We start from the raw sequence: 18736 nt of genomic DNA, 5'->3' as shown, positions 1-18736 counted from the left end.
CACCGGATCCGCGTACAGGGACATCGCCCGGCGGATGGCGGCCAGGAGCGCGGTGCGGTGGAAGGACTCGAAGAGCAGCCCGTTGCCGTCCAGCCCCCCCTCCACCGTGTCCACCAGCCCGCCCGTGGCCCGCACGATGGGCACCGTGCCGTAACGCAGTGAGTACATCTGGTTCAGGCCGCACGGCTCGTAGCGGCTGGGCATCAGGAAGAAGTCCGACCCCGCCTCCACCCAATGTGACAATTCCGGGTCGAACCCGATGTGCACCCCCACCTGCTTCGGGAAGCGGGCCTGCAGCGCGCGCAGCCCCTCCTCCAGGCCGGGGTCGCCGTTGCCCACCGCGACGAAGCGCAGGTCCGCCTGGAGCGCCGAGGGCATCGTCTCCAAGAGCAGGTCCACGCCCTTCTGCCACGCCAGCCGGCTGACGATGCCGAACACCGGCGCGCCGTCGTCCGGGGGCAGCCCGAAGCGCTCCAGCAGGGCGCGCTTGCAGACCGCCTTGCCGGAGAGGTCGTCCGGGCCGTAGCGCTCCGGCAGGTACGCGTCCGTGCGCGGGTTCCACTCGTGCGCGTCGATGCCGTTGAGGATGCCGGTGAGCGCGTGCGAGCGGCGGCGCAGCAGGCCGTCCAGCCCGTAGCCCTGCTCCGGCGTCTGGATCTCGCGCGCGTACGTGGGCGACACGGTGGTGAGCGCCTCGGAGAAGACGAGCCCCGACTTGAGGAAGTTCACCTGGTCGTAGAACTCCACGCCCTCCGGGGTGAAGAGGTCCCAGGGCAGCCCCAGGTCGGCCATGGTCCCCTTGGGGAACTGCCCCTGGTACGCGAGGTTGTGGATGGTGAAGACGCACTTCGCGCGCCCAAGCGGCGTGCCCTGGAAGCCCCGGCGCAGCGCCACCGGCACCAGCCCCGTCTGCCAGTCGTGCAGGTGGATGATGTCCGGGAAGAAGCGCAGCCGCTGCGCGGCCTGGAGCGCGCCCACGCACAGGTAGGCGTAGCGGCGGGGGTTGTCCGCGAACTCGCCGCCCGCGTCGCCGTAGAGCCCCTTGCGGCCCCCGAAGAAGGCCTCGTTCTCCAGGAACCACACCTCCAGCCGTTCGGAGAGGCGCGCGGACAGGACGGGGCCGCCCGTCTCACCGAAGGGGAAGCGCAGCACCAGCGACTGTCCGGTGGGCTCCAGGTGTCCGGTGTTGCGCACGTCCTGGTAGCGGGGCGTGACGATCTTCACGTCGTGCCCCAGCGCGGCGAGCGCCGTGGGCAGGGCCCCCGCGACGTCTCCCAGTCCCCCCGTCTTCGAGAAGGGGGTGACCTCCGAGGCGATGAAGAGAATCTTCATGAACGCACCATTGCGAGTCCAGACCGGGAGTCAACCGCGAACGTGCGCGCCAGGGCGGGGTTTCCTATGGTGCGACGCGTGATCATCCCACCCGACCCCATCCAGCGCTTCGCCGACCTCTTTGCCCAGGCAAGACAGGTCATCCCCGTGGACCCGAACGCCATGGTGGTAGCGACGGTGGACGACGCGGGTCGCCCGAGCTCCCGCGTGGTGCTGCTCAAGGACTTCGATGCGCGGGGCTTCGTGTTCTTCACGAACTTCCACAGCCGCAAGGGGCGCCAGCTCACCGCGCACCCCGTCGCCGCGCTGTGCTTCCACTGGCCGCCGCTGGAGCAGCAGGTGCGCATCGAAGGCCGGGTGGAGGTCGTGTCGGACGCGGAGGCGGACGCGTACTTCCAGAGCCGTCCGCGCGGCAGCCAGATTGGCGCGTGGGCCAGCCTCCAGAGCGAGGAGCTGCCGACGCGCGAGCTGCTGGACGCGCGCGTGGCGGAGGTGGAAGCCCGCTTCCAGGGCCGGCCGGTGGAGCGGCCCCCGTACTGGAGCGGCTTCCGCGTGGTGCCGGACCGCATCGAGTTCTGGCACGGCCGCCCCAGCCGCCTGCACGAGCGCAACCTGTACCTGCGCGAGGGCGAAGGCTGGAAGACGCAGCTGCTGTTCCCCTGAACAATCAGCTCAGGGCACGCGGTGCTCGCGGAAGGTGACGCGCAGGGTGTACGTGCCCGCGGGGGCCTCCACCCGCACGAAGTCCCGCGCGTGCGGCGTCTCCAGCGTGAGCGTCGCGCCGGGCGCCTGACGCTCCCAGGCCACCAGCGCCAGGTCGTCCACCACCGTCACGCCCTGCCCCGTCTTCGGGGACGCGGTGTGGAGCGTGAGGTTGAGGGCCCAGGGCGCGTTCCAGAGGTCCGGGCGGGGCGGATCCGCCGGGAAGCGCAGGTCTTCGGACACCTGCGTCCAGTCGTAGGTGCCGCCGTCGTGGCGCAGCAACGTCTGTTCGCCGAAGAGGGTGTAGGACTCCACGGGCAGGTACTGCACGCCCACGGAGAAGGCGCCGCCGCCCTGCCCCTTGAGCCACGCCACCGCCGTGAGGTCGCGGAGGGGCGGACCTTCCGCGAAGCCCGGCGGCCGGAAGCGGTTGACCAGCGGCACCATGCCCTTGCGCTGGCAGAGGGCCGCGGCGCCCCGGTGCGGACCGTCCTGGCACACGAAGCCCGCGCCGTACTCCAGGCCCCAGCGCGGCGCCTCGTTGACGTCGTCATCCACGTCGTGGTCCTCGAAGTCGCCGTGCAGGAGCACGTCGCGCCCGGCCTTGAGCTTCACGGTGGTGAGGCCCTCCGCGCCGGTGAGCTTCGCCACCGCGACGGACTCGCCTTCGTGGCGCAGGGCGCGCAGGTCCACCGTGGCGCGGCCGTTGGCGTCCACCGTCACCGGCACGTCCACGGTGCGCTCGCTCACCGCCGCGTGCGCGCCCGCGGGCAGCAGCTCGCCCCAGGAGGGCTGCGGCACCAGCTCCACGCCGCCCTCGCGGGACAGCTCCGCCAGGTTGCGCAGGAAGTTCTCCGCCAGCTCGCCCGCGATGGGCCGGGGGCGGTAGTCCTCGATGTACACCGGCACGGCTCGGGCGCGGTCCACGCGCGCGCCCGTCGCCTCCACCTCCGCCAGCAGGCCCACCATCGTCTCCAGGCGGTCCTGGTCGAAGGCGAGGTTGCCCAGCGACTGCGCCATCAGCACGCCCTGGTAGCGCGCGAAGCCCTGGGGGATGTGCGGGTGGTGCGCGATGACGAGCCCCGCGCCCGCGTCGATGAGGTCGCGCATCCGCTGCGCGGTGGGGGTGGAGGGCCGCACGCTGTACTCGACGCCCGTGTGCAGCACCGCCACCGGCACTCGCCCTTGCGCACGCTCCGCGCCCAGCAGCGCCGACGCCCGCGCCAGGTCCCGCGCGTCCGCCGCGCCGCCCTGGTTCGGGCCCGCGACGTACTGCTGCTCGTGCGCGCTGCCCGTGATGGAGCACATGGACACGAGGCTGTAGCCGGAACCCGCCAGCGACACGCGCGCGGGGACGAAGGCCTCCACCTCGTTGCGGCCCGCGCCGCTGAAGGCCATGCCCGTCGCGGCCACGTTCGCGAGCGTGTCGTTCAGCCCGGGCGCCAGGTAGTCGTAGACGTGGTTGTTGCCCAGGCTCACGTAGTCCACGCCCAGCCACGGCAACGCGGGCAGGGAGCCGGGCAGCGTGAAGAACGCATACGCCTTCTCGTCGTGGGGCGTGGTGGGCGAGTCCGTCACCGGCGTCTCCAGGTTCACGGCGCGGAAGTCCGCCGCCTGGAAGTAGGGCCGTACGTGCGTGAACACGGCTTTCGTGCCCGGCAGCGGATCCGACACGCGGATGAGCGCCGCGGGGTCGTCCGGAGGCATCTGGTTGCGGGGCGTGGTGTCGTCCGGATCCAGGAAGCGCCGGCCCAGCGACACGTCGCCCGCGAAGAGCATCCGCACGCCGCCCTTCGGGGACAGCCGCACCGGGGGCAGCGTCACGCGCGTCTCCGACAGGCCGCGGCGCAGCTCCACCGCCACCACCGCCGGACGAAAGCCCTCCGCCTCCACCTGGAGCAGCCGGTTGTGCCGGGGCAGCGCGGGGAAGCGGAACCGCCCGTCCGCGCCCGTGCGCGCCTCGGCGTTCCCCACCCGAACAAGCGTGTTCGCGACCGGCGTGCCCGCGACGGACACCAGCGTGCCCTCCAGCGCGATGCCGGTGCAGGCGTAGTCGTGGCGGGCCTTGCGTTCGGCTTCGGACAGGGCCGCGTCGGCGCCGGGCTCCGGCGCGCAGGCCGTCAGCACGGGAGGCACCTCCTCCTCCGGCGGCGGCCCTTCGTCGGGCGTCACCTCGCCGGGCGGAGGCGGATCCACCGGAGGCGGCGGGGTGTCAGGGGTGTCGTCGGGCGGAGTCGTCGGCGGCGGGGACCCTTCGCCCGGCGGCGTCACGGCCCCCGGGTCCTTCGACGGCATGGACGCCCCGGGACTGCACGCCATCCAACACGCCGCCACCCACGCCACCGGCAGATGCCGCCGCCCCATTTGCCGTCCCCCTGCGCCGCCTCGACCGTCGCCCACGTCCTGCGACGAGATGGGGACGAACGCGGGCAGACGCCAGGGCGGGCCTCGCACCGGAGGGCTGCCTGCCTGCCGCCAGGCTCCGGTGTCCGTCGGGGCGCGTTCAGCTCCGGACACCACGCGGGGACGAACGGACTACCAGGGGACTTCGGCGCCCTCGTAGTCGAAGAAGCGGCCGGAGTGCTCCAGCGAGAGGCCGTCGATGACGCGCAGCATTCCGCTCACCGAATCGCGGGCGGGCAGCGGCGCGTCCGCTCCGCCCATGTCCGTCTGCACCCAACCGGGATGCAGCAGCACGAACGACAGCCCGTCGCGGCGCAGGTCGTTGGCCATGGAGCGCACGCCCATGTTCAGCGCGGCCTTGGACATGCGGTAGGCGTACGCGCCGCCCTCCGTGTTGCTGGAGAGCGACCCCATGCGCGACGTGACGTGCGCCACCTTGCGGCCCTTGCCGTGCCGGAGCGCGGGCAGGAGCGCGGAGGTGATGCGCAGGGGCCCGAGCGCGTTCACCGCGAGGGTGCGCTCCAGGTCCTCGTAGTCCAGTTCGTGCAGCCCCACCCACTGACCCTGCACGCCCGCGTTGTTGATGAGCACGTCCACCGGCTCGCGGCAGACGTTCGCCGCGAACGCCTTGACGCTGTCCGCCTGGGTGACGTCCAGGGAGTGGATCCGCAGGCGGTTGCCGGATTCATGCAACAGCGGCTCCAGCCGACGCGCCAGCTCCGGGGCACGCACACCGGCGTCCACCGTCTCTCCGCGTCGCAGCAATTGCTGCACGAACTCGAAACCGATGCCGCGGCTGGCACCCGTGATCACGTAGCGCATGCTTGTATTAACGCGCGGTCCACCGCTCCTTGGCAAAGCGCCCCCGTCGCACTAAGGCGCCCCAGGGCTGCTCACCCCAGGACAGCCGCACGGAGAGGACGACATGACGGTCGCGGTCATCGGCGGCGGGATTTCAGGACTGGTCCTGGCTCACCGGTTACGGTCCCAAGGCACGAAGGCGGTGGTGTTGGAGTCCGCCGCGCGCGTGGGTGGAAACGTACAGAGCCCTGCCCACGAGGGATACGTCCTGGAATCGGGGCCCAACAGCTTCCTGGACCGGGAGCCCGCGACGCGCGAGCTGGCGGCGGCGCTGGGGGTGGAGGCGCGCATCCGTCCGGCGGATGCGGCGGCAAAAAACCGCTACATCTACACTCGGGGTGCAATGCGGAAGCTGCCCTCGTCGCCGCCCGCCTTCCTGACGTCGGACATCCTTCCCTTTTCCGCGCGGCTTCGGGTGCTGGCCGAATTGTTCAGTGGCCGCGGTCCCGCGGGGGTGGACGAGTCGCTGGCGCAGCTGGGACGGCGCCACCTGGGCCCTGAAGCGACGACGGTGCTGCTGGACGCGGTGCAGACGGGCATCTACGCGGGCGACCCGGAGAAGCTCAGCGCGGAGGCCACCTTCCCGCAGCTGGTGAAGTTCGAGCGCGAACACCGCAGCCTCATCCTGGGCGCCATCCGCTCGCAGCGCGCGGCGCGCAAGGCCTCCGCCGCGGACGCGGACGGGGGTTCGAAGTCGAAGCTCACCGGGCTCTTGAGCACGTTCGACGGCGGCCTGGGCGTGCTGGTGGACGCGCTGGCGGCGGCGCTGGGCGACGCGGTGCACACCGACGCGAAGGTGGAGGGCCTTACGCCCCAGGCCTCGGGTTGGAAGGTGCGCGTGCGCGAGCACGGCCGGACGGTGGAGCTGCTCGCGTCCCAGGTGGTGCTGGCGGTGCCGTCGCACGTGGCGGCGGGGCTGCTGCGGCCGCTGGATGAACCGCTGGCGGCGAAGCTGGAGGGCATCCCGTACGCGCCCATCGCCGTGGTGCACCTGGGCTTCGCGCCGGGGGCGACGCCGAAGCCGGACGGGTTCGGGTTCCTGGTGCCGGCGGTGGAGGGCAAGGCGGTGCTGGGCACCATCCACGTCTCCACCACGTTCCCCTTCCGCGCCCCGGGCGGCCGGGTGCTGCTCACGTGTTTGATGGGCGGCGCGCGGCGGCCGGACGTCGTCGCGCGGGACGAGGACGCGCTGGTGGCGCTGGCGCGCGAGGAGCTGAAGGCGATGACGGGGCTCACCGCGACGCCGGAGCTGACGCGGGTGGTGCGCTGGCCGCGCGGCATCCCGCAGTACACCGTGGGCCACCTGGAACGCCTGGCATCCCTGGACGCGGGCCTGAAGCGCTGGCCCGGCCTGCACCTCACGGGCAACGCGTACCGGGGCGTGGGCGTCAACGACTGCATCCGCGACGCGACGCGGCTCGGGGACACGCTGGCGTAGCAGCGGGGGGACGGCTGGGGGCTCGGGCGCGACCGCTCGCCCCCACTCCGCGACGGCCGGGCGCAACCCTCCCCGGAGGGCCCCTGGGGCGCTGACACAGTACGTGGGCATGTTTCACGGACACCGGAGGAATCCCCCATGTTCTCACTGCGCTCGCCGCTCCTGTTCGTGCTTGCCCTCCTCTTCTTCCCCGCCCTCCTCGCCAGCACGCTCGTCCTGGACCTCGTTCCCGCGCCCATCCCCCGGCGCTAGGAGGCCGGACGGTGTAGCCTTCCGCTGGAGCATGTCGGAGACGTCGGAAGGGTCCATCGTTCGCGCCACGCTGCGCGCCCTCGTCGCGCCGCTGCGGCTGGGGCCCATCGTGTTGGTGTCACTGCCCCTGCTCGCGGCCCAGGTGCGCTGGAGCGTGGATCCGAACGCGCTGTGGCTGGGCATCCTCTTGTGCCTCCTGTGTGTCGCCGTCGCGCCCGTGTCGTACCGGGTGCTGTTCCCCGAAGGGCTGGACCTGAGCCACGGCGGCATCCGCCTGCTGCTCTACGGAGCGGTGGGCAGCGGCGTGGTGCTGTCCGTGGGCTACGCGCTGCCGCGCCTCACCGACATGCAGCCCACCTTCCTGTCGGAGCGCTACAACCTGGCCGTCTGCGGCGGGCTGTTCCTCGTGGCCGGCTGGGGCCTGGGACGCGACATCGGGTTTGAAGAGACGCTGACCCGCGAGCGCGCACGCGCCACCCGCTTCGCGTGGGAGGCCGAGCAGGCGCAGCTGCTGGCCATCCGCAGCCACCTGGATCCGCACTTCCTCTTCAACACGCTCAACGCCATCGCGGAGTGGTGCCGCGAGGACGGCGCCGTCGCCGAGGCCGCCGTGCTGCGCCTGTCCACCATGCTCCGCTCGGTGCTCGCGGGCGTGCGCAGCGTCACCTGGCCGCTGTCACAGGAGCTGGAGCTGATGCGCACGCTGTTCGACCTGCACCTCCTGCGCGACCCGGACCTGTTCCAGTTGCGCATGACGGTGGCGGACGGCCTGGGGGACGTGCCCGTGCCGCCGCTGCTGCTGTTGCCGCTCGCGGAGAACGCGGTGAAGCACGGGCCGGCCTCCGGGCACCGTGGACCGCTGCTCGTGGACGTGAGCGCGGCGCGCGACGGGGCGGTGGAGGTGTCCATCGACAACCCGGGCGCGTCCAAGGGGCCTCGCGAGGGCAGCGTGGGCCTGCCCACCGTGGAGCGGCGCCTGGCGCTCGCCTACGCCGGCCGCGCGTTGCTGTCGCTCACGAGCGCGGACGGACGCACCCGTGTCACCGTCACCCTGCCCCGTCAGGGCCCCCAACCCGGAGTCCTCACGTGAGAGAGCCCCTGCGCGTCCTCATCGCCGATGACGAACTGCTGGCCCGGAAGCGCCTGGCCCGCCTGCTGGCCGCGCTGCCGGACGTGAGCGTCTGCGGCGAGGCGGTGGACGGAGACGCGGTGCTCGCCCGGGTGCGGGAGGGCGGCGTGGACGTGGTGCTGCTGGACATCCACATGCCGGGCCTGAGCGGCCTGGACGCCATGGGCCTGCTGCCGGAAGGCGGGCCGCACGTCATCTTCTGCACCGCCCACGCGGAGCACGCGGTGAACGCCTTCGAGCACGGCGCGGTGGACTACGTCCTCAAGCCCGTGGAGGCCGCCCGGCTGCAGAAGGCCCTGGAGCGCGTCCGGGCCCGACAGCCGGCGTCGCCCCCGCCCGCGAAGGCGAAGGTGCTCCCCGTGCCTCCGCCGGTCTCCACGGAGCGGCCCGCCTTCGCGCGGCTGCCCATCCCCACGCGGCAGGGGCTGGTGCTGGTGTCGCCGGACGCCATCTCCCACGCGTCGCTGGAGGACGAGCTGGTCACGGTGTTCACCGCTCAGGGCGACTTCCTCACCGACTTCACCCTCAACGAGCTGGCGGACAAGCTGCCCGCCGAACACTTCCACCGCGTGCACCGGCGCGCGCTGCTCAACCTGTCGCACGTGACGCGGCTGGAGCCGCTGGAGACGGGCGGCTACCTGGCGCGCACGGCGCGGGGACACTCGGTGGAGGTGAGCCGCCAGTCCGCGCGCGACCTGCGCCGGCTGCTGGGCCTGCGCAAGGGCGCGGAGGACGAAGGGGCCTAGTTCCAGACGAAGAGCTGGTGCACCTGCCCGGCGTCCTCGCCCAGCGTGTCCGCCAGGGCCTGACGCGCGGGCACGGGCAGCTCCACGCCGCCGCGGGCGCAGCGGGCCGCCTCCTCGCGGGTGAGCGCGGGCGCCTTGCAGAAGGAGTCCTGCCAGCGGGCCAGCAGCGTCTGCGAGAAGGTCTGCTCGTAGCCCCTCAACTCGCCATCCAGAAATCCTTCCTTGCTGGGCTGGGAGAACTTCTCCGGCCTCACGTGGCCGGGGTCGAAGGTGATGTTGTGCTCGTAGCCGGAGGCGGACAGGGACCTCTCCGCCTTCACCGCCAGGGGCGCGTGCTGCTCCTGGAGGACGGCCTGGGCCACCACCGCGAAGTGGTACTCCACGCCCCGGCGCAGCGCGCGGTACTCGAAGGAGCGCTGCACCTCGCGGTACTTCGTCACCTCCACCGTCGTCGTGTACTCCACCGTCTTCTTCTGGGTGACGAGGCGCTTCTTCATCTCCCCCTTGTCCACGTAGGACTCCTCCACCGTGTACGGCACCTCCGCCGTCGCGGTGCGGTCCTCGTGCGCGGTGTACGGCACCTGCTCCGTCCACGGCGCTGACAGCGACACCGGCTGGCTGGTGCGCTCCTCGCTGAAGCTCCCCTCGATGGTGAGCGGCGGACGGCGCGGCGAGGCTTCCGCGTACCAGGGCGAGGACTCGAACGCGCCCGACAGCCGCGACATCAGGTATTTGACGACGTCGTTGCTGATGCCATCCACGGACACCTGCCACACGGGAACGCCCAGGGCCTCCGGGAACAGCGCCGCCTTGGGCGCGTCCTGGTGGTAGTGCCGACAGTAGCGCGCCACCAGCTCCGCCCAGTGCGCGGTGCCGTTCGACGGCTCCTGCTTCAGCCGGTCGCACGTCGCCGCGCCGCCCTGCTGTACGGCCTCCTCCACGTCGCGCCGGATGGGCGCCATCTCCGCGTACGCGAGCAGCGCACGCTTGCGGTTCAGGTGCGCCTCCGCCGTCAGCGCGTTGCCCCGCTTCGCCTGCTCGCTGATGAGCTGGCGCAGGTGCCGGTGCGTGCCGCCCATCTCCTCCAGGAGCGAGCTCTCCATGCCGCCGTCCAGCTTGGAGCTCCACTTCTTCCGGTAGGTGAGGAACTGCTCCAGGTTCAGCTCCGCGTCCTCGTCGCGGCCCTCCACGCGGGCCTGCCGCGCCTGGGTGAGCAGCTGCGACAGGCCGCGCCAGCGCAGGTCGTCCAGCGAGGAGCGCAGCTCCGGGTCGTTGGGCGAATCCTCGACGACCTTCACGTACAGCTCGGCGGCTTCGACGAAGCGGCCCTTCTCCGCCAGGTCATTGGCCTTGCCCCGGAGGGACGAGCACGCGGTCACCGCGCTCACGCAGACGAGCAGCGGCACGAGGAAGAGCTTCCGGCGCGCGCCGGAGGGGAACGACGGAGAGGTGGAGGTGATCACGGACGGCATCCTTCAGCGCGTGGCGCGGCCCTCGGGCGGACGACCCAGCGGGCCCTCATATTCACAGCGACGCCCGCGTCCGGACAAGGCCCCCCGGCTCAGCCGGGACTCACGACGGCTCCACGGGCCAGGTGTGCACGGGCAGCCCCGACTCCGAATGGTGCAGGTAGCGCTCCAGCAGGGCCGCCAGCGCGTCCTGCCGGGGCATGTGGGCCTCCAGCCGCGCCAGCACCTCCCGCTGCCAGCGCGCCCCGGTGCGCCGCAGGGCCACGCGCTGCGCGATGATGTCCAGCATCGCGTCCGCTTCCCCCGCGTCCACCCCGTGCTCCGTCAGGCCCCGCCGCGCGATGGGCAGCAGGTGCTTCACCAACTCCACCACCGGCAGGGGGCGGGGGCTGGGCGCGACCTCCGCCGGCCACAGCATCACCGCGTCCAGGCCCCGCATCGCGGCCTGCTTGAAGTTGCGCCGCGCCTGCCAGAAGGGCAGCGCCGGCAGGAGCGCGTCCACCCGCTCCGCGAGCCCCAGCGTCAGCCCCAGCAGGAACGCGCCGTTGGCCACCATGTCCACCACGGTCGGGCCCGCCGGCAGCGCGCGGAACTCGATGCGCACGTGGCCGTCCCCGTGCGGATCATAGATGGCGCGGTTCCAGCTCCAGACCGTGCCCTGGTGCAGCCGCAGCTCCTCCAGCGCCGGCACGCCCCCGGCCGCGACGACGTCCAGGGGGGAGGCCTCCTTGCCCAATACCGGCAGCAGCGGTGGGTAGAGGGCCACCGCCTCGGCGAACAGCTCGTGGACGCCCTCGCGCACCCAGCCGTGGCCGAACGTCACGCGCGGGTGCAGGTGGGCGGCCTCGTCGGCGCTCTCGCTGCGGTCGTCGGTGGCCTGCTGGAAGAGCGCCACGCGCGTCTCCTCCCACAGCCGCTTGCCCAGGAACAACGGCGAGTTGCCCGCCACCGCCAGCACCGGCGCCGTGGCGAGCTGCGCGGCGTTGTACACGCGCGCGAAGTCCTCCGGCGCCACGCGCAGGTGGAACTGGAGCGACGTGTTGGCGCCCTCCAGCGTCACGTCGTCCCAGGTGAGGTGGAGCGTGTCGTCGCCCGCGATGGCCACCTGGAAGGGCCCGCCGCGCCGCTCGCGGATGGCGGTGTTGAGGGCCCGGTAGCGGGGCTGCTGGGTGAGCGCGCCCTTGCCCAGGTCCGCCTGCCGCAGCGTGGGCAGGATGCCGATGGACGCCACCCGCGCGCCCTCCAGCGCCGCGGCGCGCTGGAGCTCCTTCAGCACGTCCTCCAGCTCCGCCCGCAGCCCGGTGAACGGCCGCCCCGCCAGCAGCGAGGGCCGCACGTTCGCCTCCATGTTGAAGCGGTTGAGCTCCAGCGTCACCCGTTCATCCTGCGTGCGCGCCAGCACCTGCTGGTTCACCGGCAGCGGGTGGCCCGCGCCGTCCACCAGGTACACCTCCAGCTCCGCGCCCATCGTCGTGGGCCCCACGCCGAAGTCGAGGCGCTTCAGCAGCGCGCGCAGGGCCTCCAGGCTCTCCGCGAGCCGCTGCACGAACCGCTCGTGCTCCTCCGGTGTGAACTCCTCCTGCTGGATGGCGAACCCCATAGGCCTTCCACGATTGGCACGACGCACCGCGCTGGCACGCGAGGTGTCACCCGTTGGACGCCGTGCCCCCGCGAAAACCGTCGTCCCCCGGTCCCCTCGCTCCCCTGGTCGCCCTGCGGGCCGGCGGGCCCGGGTGCGCGGGGGCCGGGGTGTGTTATCTCGACCCCGTCATGTCGGACGCCCCCGCCCTGCTCAACCTCTATGACCTGCCGCGCCCCGTGCTCGACGCGCGCCTGGGCGACTGGGGCTTCAGCCCCCAGTACCGCGAGCGCGTGTGGACGGGGCTGTACCGGGACGGGGTGACGGCGCTCGGCGACGTGGCGGGCCTGCGCCCGGACCTCCAGGCCGTGCTCCAGGAGCGCGCGCACCTGGGACACCTCGCCACGCACCACGAGAGCTTCAGCAGCGACGGGCTCACGCACAAGCTGCTCCTGCGCCTGCACGACGGACAGACCATCGAGACGGTGCTGATGCGCTTCAAGGGCCGCGCCACCGTGTGCGTGAGCACGCAGGCCGGGTGCGCCATGGGCTGCGTCTTCTGCGCCACCGGACAGATGGGCCTGTCGCGCCACCTCACGCCGGGCGAGGTCGTGGGCCAGGTGCTCCACGTCACGCGCCTGTTGCGCGAGCGCGGAGAGGCGCTGCGCAACATCGTGCTCATGGGCATGGGCGAGCCCCTGCACAACTACGAGCACACGATGGCCGCGGTGGACATCCTCGTGGACCCCAAGGGGCTCGCGCTGGCGCCGCGCTTCATCACGCTGTCCACCGTGGGCGTGGTGCCCGGCATCATCCGACTCGCGGACGAGGCGCGCCCGGTGCAGCTCGCGGTGAGCCTCCACGGCGCCACCGACGCGGAGCGCGCCGCGCTGGTGCCCGCGGGCCGGCGCTGGCCACTCAACGAGCTGATGGACGCGTGCCGCTACTACGTGGCGAAGCGCAAGCGGCGCATCTTCTTCGAGTGGACGCTGATCGCCGGGCGCAACGACACCGCCGAACACGCGCACCACCTGGGCGCGCTGCTGCACGGGATGGACGCGCACGTGAACGTCATCCCGCTGAATCCCACGGTGGGCTACGACGGCGGGCCCAGCGTGCCGGACGCGGTGCGCGCGTTTCAAGACGTGCTCACGTCGCACGGGGTCCCCAGCACGGTGCGTCAGCGACGCGGCATCGACATCGACGCGGGCTGCGGACAGCTCAAGGCCGCCGTGGAGCGCAAGCCCCGCCGCACGCTTCCCGTCGCGTCCTGAGCACCTGCTGAGCAACTCCTGAGCGACTCCTGAGCGACAACAGGGTCTTGCGGCACACCTGCCCTGTCCACCCGACCAGTCGTGTCACCCCCATCCGCTAGGGTGCGCCCGCCCACGCGTGCACCATGGCGTGTGGGTCCGTCGCGCATTTGCGCAGGCCCTTGCGTGGCACTGGCTCGTGGGCACATTCTTTGGCGACGGCTTCCACGCAAACCCAACGGCTTTCCCGGAGGAGGTGGGCAATGCTTTCCATCCAGGAGCACGGCACGGTGGAAGAGGCGAGCAGCAACCTGCTCGACTTCATCCTCATCCCCGACAACTGGCTCGAGCAGGCGGCCCCGCAGCCCGAGGGCTCCGCCGCGTGGCCGGCGTCGGACATGCAGTACCAGCGACGCGTGGGATCCCTGCGCATCTGCGCGTCGGTGGACGTCGCGCCGACGTTGGACGTGACGCTCCACATCGCGTTCCGCGCGCCGGGGCTCACGCCCATCAAGGCGGCGGATCACCTGGAGAGCTTCCTCAAGCAGCGCCTGCCGCTGACGCCCAACAGCGAGTGGCAGGTGGAGGTGGACGACCGCCGGTGGATCCACTTCTCGCGCCGCTACGCGAGCGCGCACCTGCTGGCCTGACGTTTCCGAGCCTGGAGCCCGGGGCCCGGCCGCGCGCGAGGCCTACAGCGAGAGCTGGTAGTGCCGCAGCGGCTGGGCCACGTTCTTCACCGGCGTCTCCGTGAGGGGCCCGAACTGGAGCTTGCGCACGAAGGGCTCCTGCGACGTGCGCAGCGCCTCGTGCACGCTCTGCATCACCAGCGTCTCGCGGAAGCCCGCCAGGGACTGGAGCCGCGCGGCCTGGTTCATCCCGCTGGAGAAGGCGGTGTAGTTGCGGTTGGGGCCGAAGAGGCCGCAGTTCGCGTTGGCCAGGTTCACGCCCACGGCCACGCCCAGCCCGGGCAGGCCCACTCGCTGGCACAGGGCCGCCACCTCCGCGCGCGCGCCCAGCTCCGCCGTGAAGGCCTGGATGTCGCACGCGGCGCGCACGGCGGCCTCCGCGCGGCGCACGCGATCCGTCTGGAAGAACGGCGGACCAAAGAGGCCGATGACGCAGTCGCCGACCATCTTGTCGAACACGCCACCGTGCGCCCAGATACAGTCCACGGCGCGCGCGCTCCACTCGTCCACGAAGCGGCCGATGCTGCGTGGGCTGTCGAAGCCCTGCTCGCAGATGCGCGTGAAGCCGTTGATGTCCGCGAACAGGATGCCCACCTCCTGCTCCTGCGCGCGCAGGTGCCGCGCGTAGTCCGGGTCCTCCAAGAGCGCGTCGATGGCGCCCGTGGGGAAGAACTGTGACAGGTGGATGCGCTCGCGGTTGTAGTCCAGCAGGCGCTGGCTCAGCGTGGAGGCCAGCACGCGGATGAGGTCCATCGCGTAGGCGGAGAAGCCCTCGTTGCTCCAGACGACAATCTTGCCCAGGGGCTCGCTGCGCGCCGCCGCGGAGATGAGCACCGCCTCCGTGGTGCGCCCGTCGAACAGCCGCTTGAGCACGCCCGCGTCGCCGTGAAGCAGCCGCGTGCCGTGCTGTTGCAGCAGCGCCTCCAGCGCGGAGCTGGGCTGCTCTCCGCTCTCGTACTCCAGCTGGCCGTGGCGGTAGGTGCGGTAGTGCAGCACGTGGGGCTGCACGGCGTCGCGGTACAGCAGGAGGAAGCCCGGCAGCCGCACCCGCTGCGCCAGCGTGCGCACTGCCTGATCCATGCCCGCCTCGAAGACGGGGTTGGCCAGGTGTTCGTTGCACTGGAGGATGAGCTGGTGCTTCTCCGACGCGGTGTGGACCAGCATCAGCACCGTGTCCAGCTCCTCCGCCAGCACGTCCAGCGCGCGCAGCCGCCGGGCCGTGGTCTCCGCGTCGACGGGCGGGCCCGGGTAGAGCAGGCCCAGCGTGCCCACCGGCGAACACGCCACGTCCAGCGTCTGCGTGACGAGCGTGGCCTCGCCATGGACGCGCATGCCCGTCGGGCCCGCGAGGAGAGCACCGGGGAAGATGCCGCCCCAGTCCCCTTCGGCCCAGGTCTGCTCCACCAGCTCCTCGTCGCGCGTGGTGAGCGCGATGGCGCGCGCGCCGGTGTGCTGAAGCAGCGCGGGGAAGCAGCGCCGGAAACACTGGGCGAGCGTCTCGCGCTCCCGGAGGCTCTCCTCCAGCAGGTCGTCCGCCACGCGCCCCAGCTGGCGCAGGAAGCGGTACTCCTCCAGGGACAACTCAGCGGGTGGGGTGATGGGCGCAGGGGTCATGTCGGCCCCTTCTACCGCCACACGTGGGCCCTGTCAGGTGGCCGCTGAGACGGAGCCAGGCCTGTGCTTCGTGCCCCCCACCACCACGCCACCCTCCACCTCGATGAGCCAGTAGCCCTCCTTGCCGGCCTGGGTGGAGGAGCCCGCGCCGAACAGGTGGGGCCGGTCCGCGGTGGCCGGGTGGTGGTAGCGCTGGTGGATGTGGCCGTGGAGCACCGCGAAGCGCGGGCCCGGCAGCAGCTTCAACAGGGCCTCCGCGTCGCGCAGCCCGTGGTGCCAGCCGTCCGCGTGGTCCTTCGAGGTGCGGGGCGCGTGGTGCACGACGACCAGGATGGCGCGGCCGTCCAGGCGGGGGTCCGCCACCAGGGCCGCCAGGCCTTCGAGCTGCGCGGGCCCGATGGTGCCGTACGACAGCCCCGGCGAGGGCAGCGACCGCGCCGAGCACAGCCCCACCACCGCGGCCCCCTCTCCCACGAGCCGCACGAAGGGAAAGGCCCCCTCGCGGCGGTGCTCGGGCAGGTCGCTCTCCAGCAGCTCGCCGAAGTGCTGGGCGAAGCGGCCGCTCGCGTGGCTGCCGGGGGTGAACACGTCGTGGTTGCCGGGGATGACGGTGCAGCGCGCGGGCGACGAGGCCAGGGGGCCCAGGGCGGCGCGGGCGGCGCGGAACTCGCCTTCCAGCGCGTAGGCAGTGAGGTCGCCGGAGAGGATGAAGTGATCCACGCCGTGCGTCCCCGCGTCGCGGGCGATGGCGGAGAGCGTGTGCTGCGCGTTCCGGTAGGCCTTCGCCCGGCCGCCGGCCGTCAACTCGACGAGCGCCACCCAGCGGCGCCAGCCCAGCTTGCGAAGTGGGAGGGCGAAGTAGTCCTCCGTGATGTGGACGTCGGAGCAGTGCAGGAAGCGCATGGAGGGGGTCACGCCTTGGGGAACGGAGGCCGGCGGCGGGGCATTCTCTCCCAGCCGGCAGGGCGGGGAAGAAGTTATGGTCGCGCCGTCATGGCCGCGCCAACGATGCGAGGGCGGTTCGCGCCCAGCCCCACCGGACGGATGCACCTGGGCAACGTGCGCAGCGCGCTCTTGGGCTGGCTCCAGGCGCGGGCCGCGGGCGGGGCGTTCCTGCTGCGCATCGAGGACCTGGACCGCGCGCGCTGCAAGCCCCAGTTCGTGGAGGACCTCTACGAGGACCTGCGCTGGCTGGGCCTGGACTGGGACGAGACGCCGCTCGTGCAGAGCGCGCGCGACGACGTGTACCGCGAAGCGCAGGCGAAGCTTGCGCGCGAGGGGCTCATCTACCCCTGCTTCTGCACGCGCGCGGAGATCGCCCGCGCGGCGAGCGCGCCCCACGGCCTGTCGGAGGAAGGCCCGCGCTACCCGGGCACCTGCGCGAGCCTCACCGCAGCGCAGGTCTCCGAGCGCTCCCGCACGCGCGCCCCCGCGTACCGCTTCCGCTCGCGCCCCGGCGAGGTGCGCTTCCTGGACGACCTGATGGGGCCCTACGTCCAGGACGTGCAGGCGCTGGTGGGGGACTTCGTGGTGCGCCGCAACGACGGCGTGGCCAGCTACCAGCTCGCGGTGGTGGTGGACGACGCGGACAGCCGCATCACCCACGTGCTGCGGGGTGACGACCTGCTGTCCTCCACGCCCCGGCAGCTCCAGCTCTACGAGGCCCTGGGCCTGCCCGCGCCCGCCTTCCTCCACGTGCCGCTGGTGCTGGGCGAGGACGGCAAGCGGCTGGCGAAGCGCGACGGGGCGTTCGCGCTGGGGGAGCTGCGCGCGCGCGGCCGGCCTCGCGAGCACGTCCTGGGCCTGCTCGCCGCCTGGAGCGGACTGGGTGACGGCAGCCCGGTGGACCTGCCCGCGCTCGTCGCGCGCTTCGACACGGACGTGCTGCCCCATGCGCCGGTGGTGGCGCGCGAGTCACAGCTCCTCGACGCGCTGGGGCTGCGCTGAGCCGTGCCGGCCGTCCGCCCTTCCCTCCGGGGCGGGGCGACCAGGCGCCGCCGCGATGACCGCACTTCCCGGGTGCACACCTTCAACCCAGACACGTACGTCCTCACCGTGACGAACGCGGCCGGGGGACACACGAAAGCGAGGGTGGAACCCCATGGCAGCCATTGTCGAAGGCGAGAGGGCCGGCATGATTTCGGCGATTCCAGGCAACGCGTCCAAGTTGAGCTGGGGGGCCATCTTCGGAGGGACCTTCGTCGCGCTGGGCGTGTGGATCCTCCTGTACACGCTGGGGCTCGCGCTGGGCCTGTCGTCGGTGGATCCAGGCAACACGGGCAGCGCGCGCTCCGCGGGCATCTTCACCGGCATCTGGGGCATCATCTCGCCGCTCATCGCCCTCTTCGTGGGCGGGGTGGTGGCCGCGCGCACCGCGGGCATCGTGGACAAGACGGCGGGCGCGATGCACGGCGCGGTGATGTGGGGCCTGACCACACTCCTGGGCGTCATCGTCCTGGGCATGGTGCTGTCGTCGCTGCTCGGCGCGGTGTTCAACGTCGGCAAGGCGGCGGTGGAGGCGGGCGGCTCGGCCGCGGTGGGGGCCGTGAAGGAGGGCGGATCCGCCGCGAAGGCCTTCGGACTCGACGCCAATGACGCGCTCGCGCCCGTCAACCAGCGGCTGCAACAGGAAGGCAAGCCCACCATCACGCCGGATCAGCTGCAGGCGGCGACCAAGGACGTCGTCTCCGAGGGCGTGCGCCAGGGCAAGGTGAACCGCGAGCTCCTGGTGAGCAACATCGCGCAGAACACCAACCTGTCGCGCCAGGACGCTGAGGAAGTCGCCACCCGCGTGGAGCAGCAGGTGGACCAGGCCAAGGGCAAGGCCGGGCAGGTGGCCGGGCAGGTGGGCCAGGGCGCGATGCAGGTGGCGGACCGCTCCGGCCGCGTCTTCTGGGGCATCTTCGCGGGGCTGCTGATGGGGCTCATCGCGTCGGTGCTGGGCGCCACCCTGGGCGTCAGCCGCCGCCAGCGCATCCGCGCCGAGGGCGAAGTCATCACCACGCCGCCGACGCAGCCGACCCCGCCGCGCCGCGAGGTGTACCCGTAGCCTCGGGCGCTCGCGTGCATCCCCGCTTCACGGTTCCCCCGTGAGGCGGGTATGACACGCGGGCTCCCCATGGCGCCCTCGCAACGCACCGTCGTCCACTGGCTCGTCATCCCCGGCGTGAGCCTGGGCGTGTTGCTGCTGTGCGCGCTGCTCGCCTCCTGGTTCACGCGATCCCCGGAAGACAGCGCCGACGCGGACACGGCGCGCCCTCCTCCCGCAC

The 18736-nt window shown here is 72.3% G+C and carries 15 protein-coding genes; 8 read left to right on the top strand and 7 right to left on the bottom strand.

Annotated elements, in window-relative coordinates; genetic code table 11:
• Window positions 1–1332, bottom strand: a 1332-nt coding sequence (glgA, locus tag D7V97_RS22575; RefSeq protein WP_120612728.1) for a glycogen synthase GlgA, incomplete at its 3' end; no start/stop codon positions are given.
• Window positions 1333–1398: 66 nt separating this feature from the next.
• On the opposite strand from glgA, the gene pdxH reads away from it, so the two are divergent.
• A complete protein-coding gene (pdxH, locus tag D7V97_RS22570; RefSeq protein ID WP_120612727.1) occupies window positions 1399–1995 on the top strand; it encodes a pyridoxamine 5'-phosphate oxidase in 597 nt (198 codons plus the stop codon).
• A gap of 9 nt (window positions 1996–2004) precedes the next feature.
• Here the strand turns inward: pdxH and D7V97_RS22565 are convergent, their stop codons facing one another.
• Both D7V97_RS22565 and D7V97_RS22560 read right to left on the bottom strand, forming a co-directional pair.
• Window positions 2005–4398 (bottom strand): CapA family protein, encoded by a 2394-nt coding sequence (locus D7V97_RS22565; protein ID WP_147444923.1) that lies wholly within the window; start codon window positions 4396–4398, stop codon window positions 2005–2007.
• A 171-nt stretch (window positions 4399–4569) separates the two neighbouring features.
• Window positions 4570–5259: an SDR family oxidoreductase gene (locus tag D7V97_RS22560; protein WP_120612725.1), complete on the bottom strand. Its 690-nt coding sequence runs from the start codon at window positions 5257–5259 to the stop codon at window positions 4570–4572.
• A gap of 103 nt (window positions 5260–5362) precedes the next feature.
• On the opposite strand from D7V97_RS22560, the gene hemG reads away from it, so the two are divergent.
• The 3 genes from hemG (at window position 5363) to D7V97_RS22545 (ending at window position 8863) form a co-directional block, all read left to right on the top strand.
• Window positions 5363–6736 carry a protoporphyrinogen oxidase gene (gene hemG / locus D7V97_RS22555; RefSeq protein WP_120612724.1) on the top strand — a complete coding sequence of 458 codons (1374 nt, stop codon included), beginning with the start codon at window positions 5363–5365 and terminating at the stop codon, window positions 6734–6736.
• A gap of 283 nt (window positions 6737–7019) precedes the next feature.
• Entirely contained in the window at window positions 7020–8078 is a 1059-nt protein-coding gene (locus D7V97_RS22550) for a sensor histidine kinase (protein WP_120612723.1), read from the top strand.
• A complete protein-coding gene (locus D7V97_RS22545) occupies window positions 8075–8863 on the top strand; it encodes a LytTR family DNA-binding domain-containing protein (protein ID WP_120612722.1) in 789 nt (262 codons plus the stop codon). Before D7V97_RS22550 ends, D7V97_RS22545 begins: the two co-directional genes overlap by 4 nt.
• Here D7V97_RS22545 and D7V97_RS22540 read toward each other — a convergent pair.
• Window positions 8860–10326, bottom strand: coding sequence for a hypothetical protein (locus D7V97_RS22540; RefSeq protein WP_147444922.1), 1467 nt, complete (start codon window positions 10324–10326; stop codon window positions 8860–8862). The two genes, D7V97_RS22545 and D7V97_RS22540, sit on opposite strands and share 4 nt — an antisense overlap.
• Before the next feature lie 109 nt (window positions 10327–10435).
• Window positions 10436–11932: a glutamate--cysteine ligase gene (locus D7V97_RS22535; RefSeq protein WP_120612720.1), complete on the bottom strand. Its 1497-nt coding sequence runs from the start codon at window positions 11930–11932 to the stop codon at window positions 10436–10438.
• A gap of 170 nt (window positions 11933–12102) precedes the next feature.
• On the opposite strand from D7V97_RS22535, the gene rlmN reads away from it, so the two are divergent.
• Together rlmN and D7V97_RS22525 are read left to right on the top strand one after the other, a co-directional pair.
• Entirely contained in the window at window positions 12103–13185 is a 1083-nt protein-coding gene (gene rlmN / locus D7V97_RS22530) for a 23S rRNA (adenine(2503)-C(2))-methyltransferase RlmN (RefSeq protein ID WP_120612719.1), read from the top strand.
• Between the two features lie 242 nt (window positions 13186–13427).
• Window positions 13428–13814: a hypothetical protein gene (locus D7V97_RS22525; RefSeq protein WP_120612718.1), complete on the top strand. Its 387-nt coding sequence runs from the start codon at window positions 13428–13430 to the stop codon at window positions 13812–13814.
• Between the two features lie 42 nt (window positions 13815–13856).
• On the opposite strand, the gene D7V97_RS22520 is transcribed toward D7V97_RS22525, so the two are convergent.
• Together D7V97_RS22520 and D7V97_RS22515 are read right to left on the bottom strand one after the other, a co-directional pair.
• The gene (locus tag D7V97_RS22520) at window positions 13857–15467 is read right to left on the bottom strand and encodes an adenylate/guanylate cyclase domain-containing protein (protein WP_120612717.1); all 1611 of its coding nucleotides are present in this window, start codon (window positions 15465–15467) and stop codon (window positions 13857–13859) included.
• Between the two features lie 33 nt (window positions 15468–15500).
• A complete protein-coding gene (locus D7V97_RS22515; RefSeq protein WP_120612729.1) occupies window positions 15501–16370 on the bottom strand; it encodes a metallophosphoesterase in 870 nt (289 codons plus the stop codon).
• A 90-nt stretch (window positions 16371–16460) separates the two neighbouring features.
• Here D7V97_RS22515 and gluQRS point away from each other — a divergent pair, with 90 nt between their 5' ends.
• Together gluQRS and D7V97_RS22505 are read left to right on the top strand one after the other, a co-directional pair.
• On the top strand, window positions 16461–17414 hold the full coding sequence (gluQRS, locus tag D7V97_RS22510; protein ID WP_120612716.1) for a tRNA glutamyl-Q(34) synthetase GluQRS: 954 nt from the start codon (window positions 16461–16463) through the stop codon (window positions 17412–17414).
• A gap of 154 nt (window positions 17415–17568) precedes the next feature.
• Window positions 17569–18516, top strand: coding sequence for a hypothetical protein (locus D7V97_RS22505; RefSeq protein ID WP_120612715.1), 948 nt, complete (start codon window positions 17569–17571; stop codon window positions 18514–18516).
• Window positions 18517–18736 lie beyond the last annotated feature (220 nt).

Source organism: Corallococcus sp. CA053C, assembly GCF_003611675.1.
Classification (GTDB): domain Bacteria; phylum Myxococcota; class Myxococcia; order Myxococcales; family Myxococcaceae; genus Corallococcus.
This window is presented reverse-complemented; position numbering and strand designations above follow the sequence as displayed.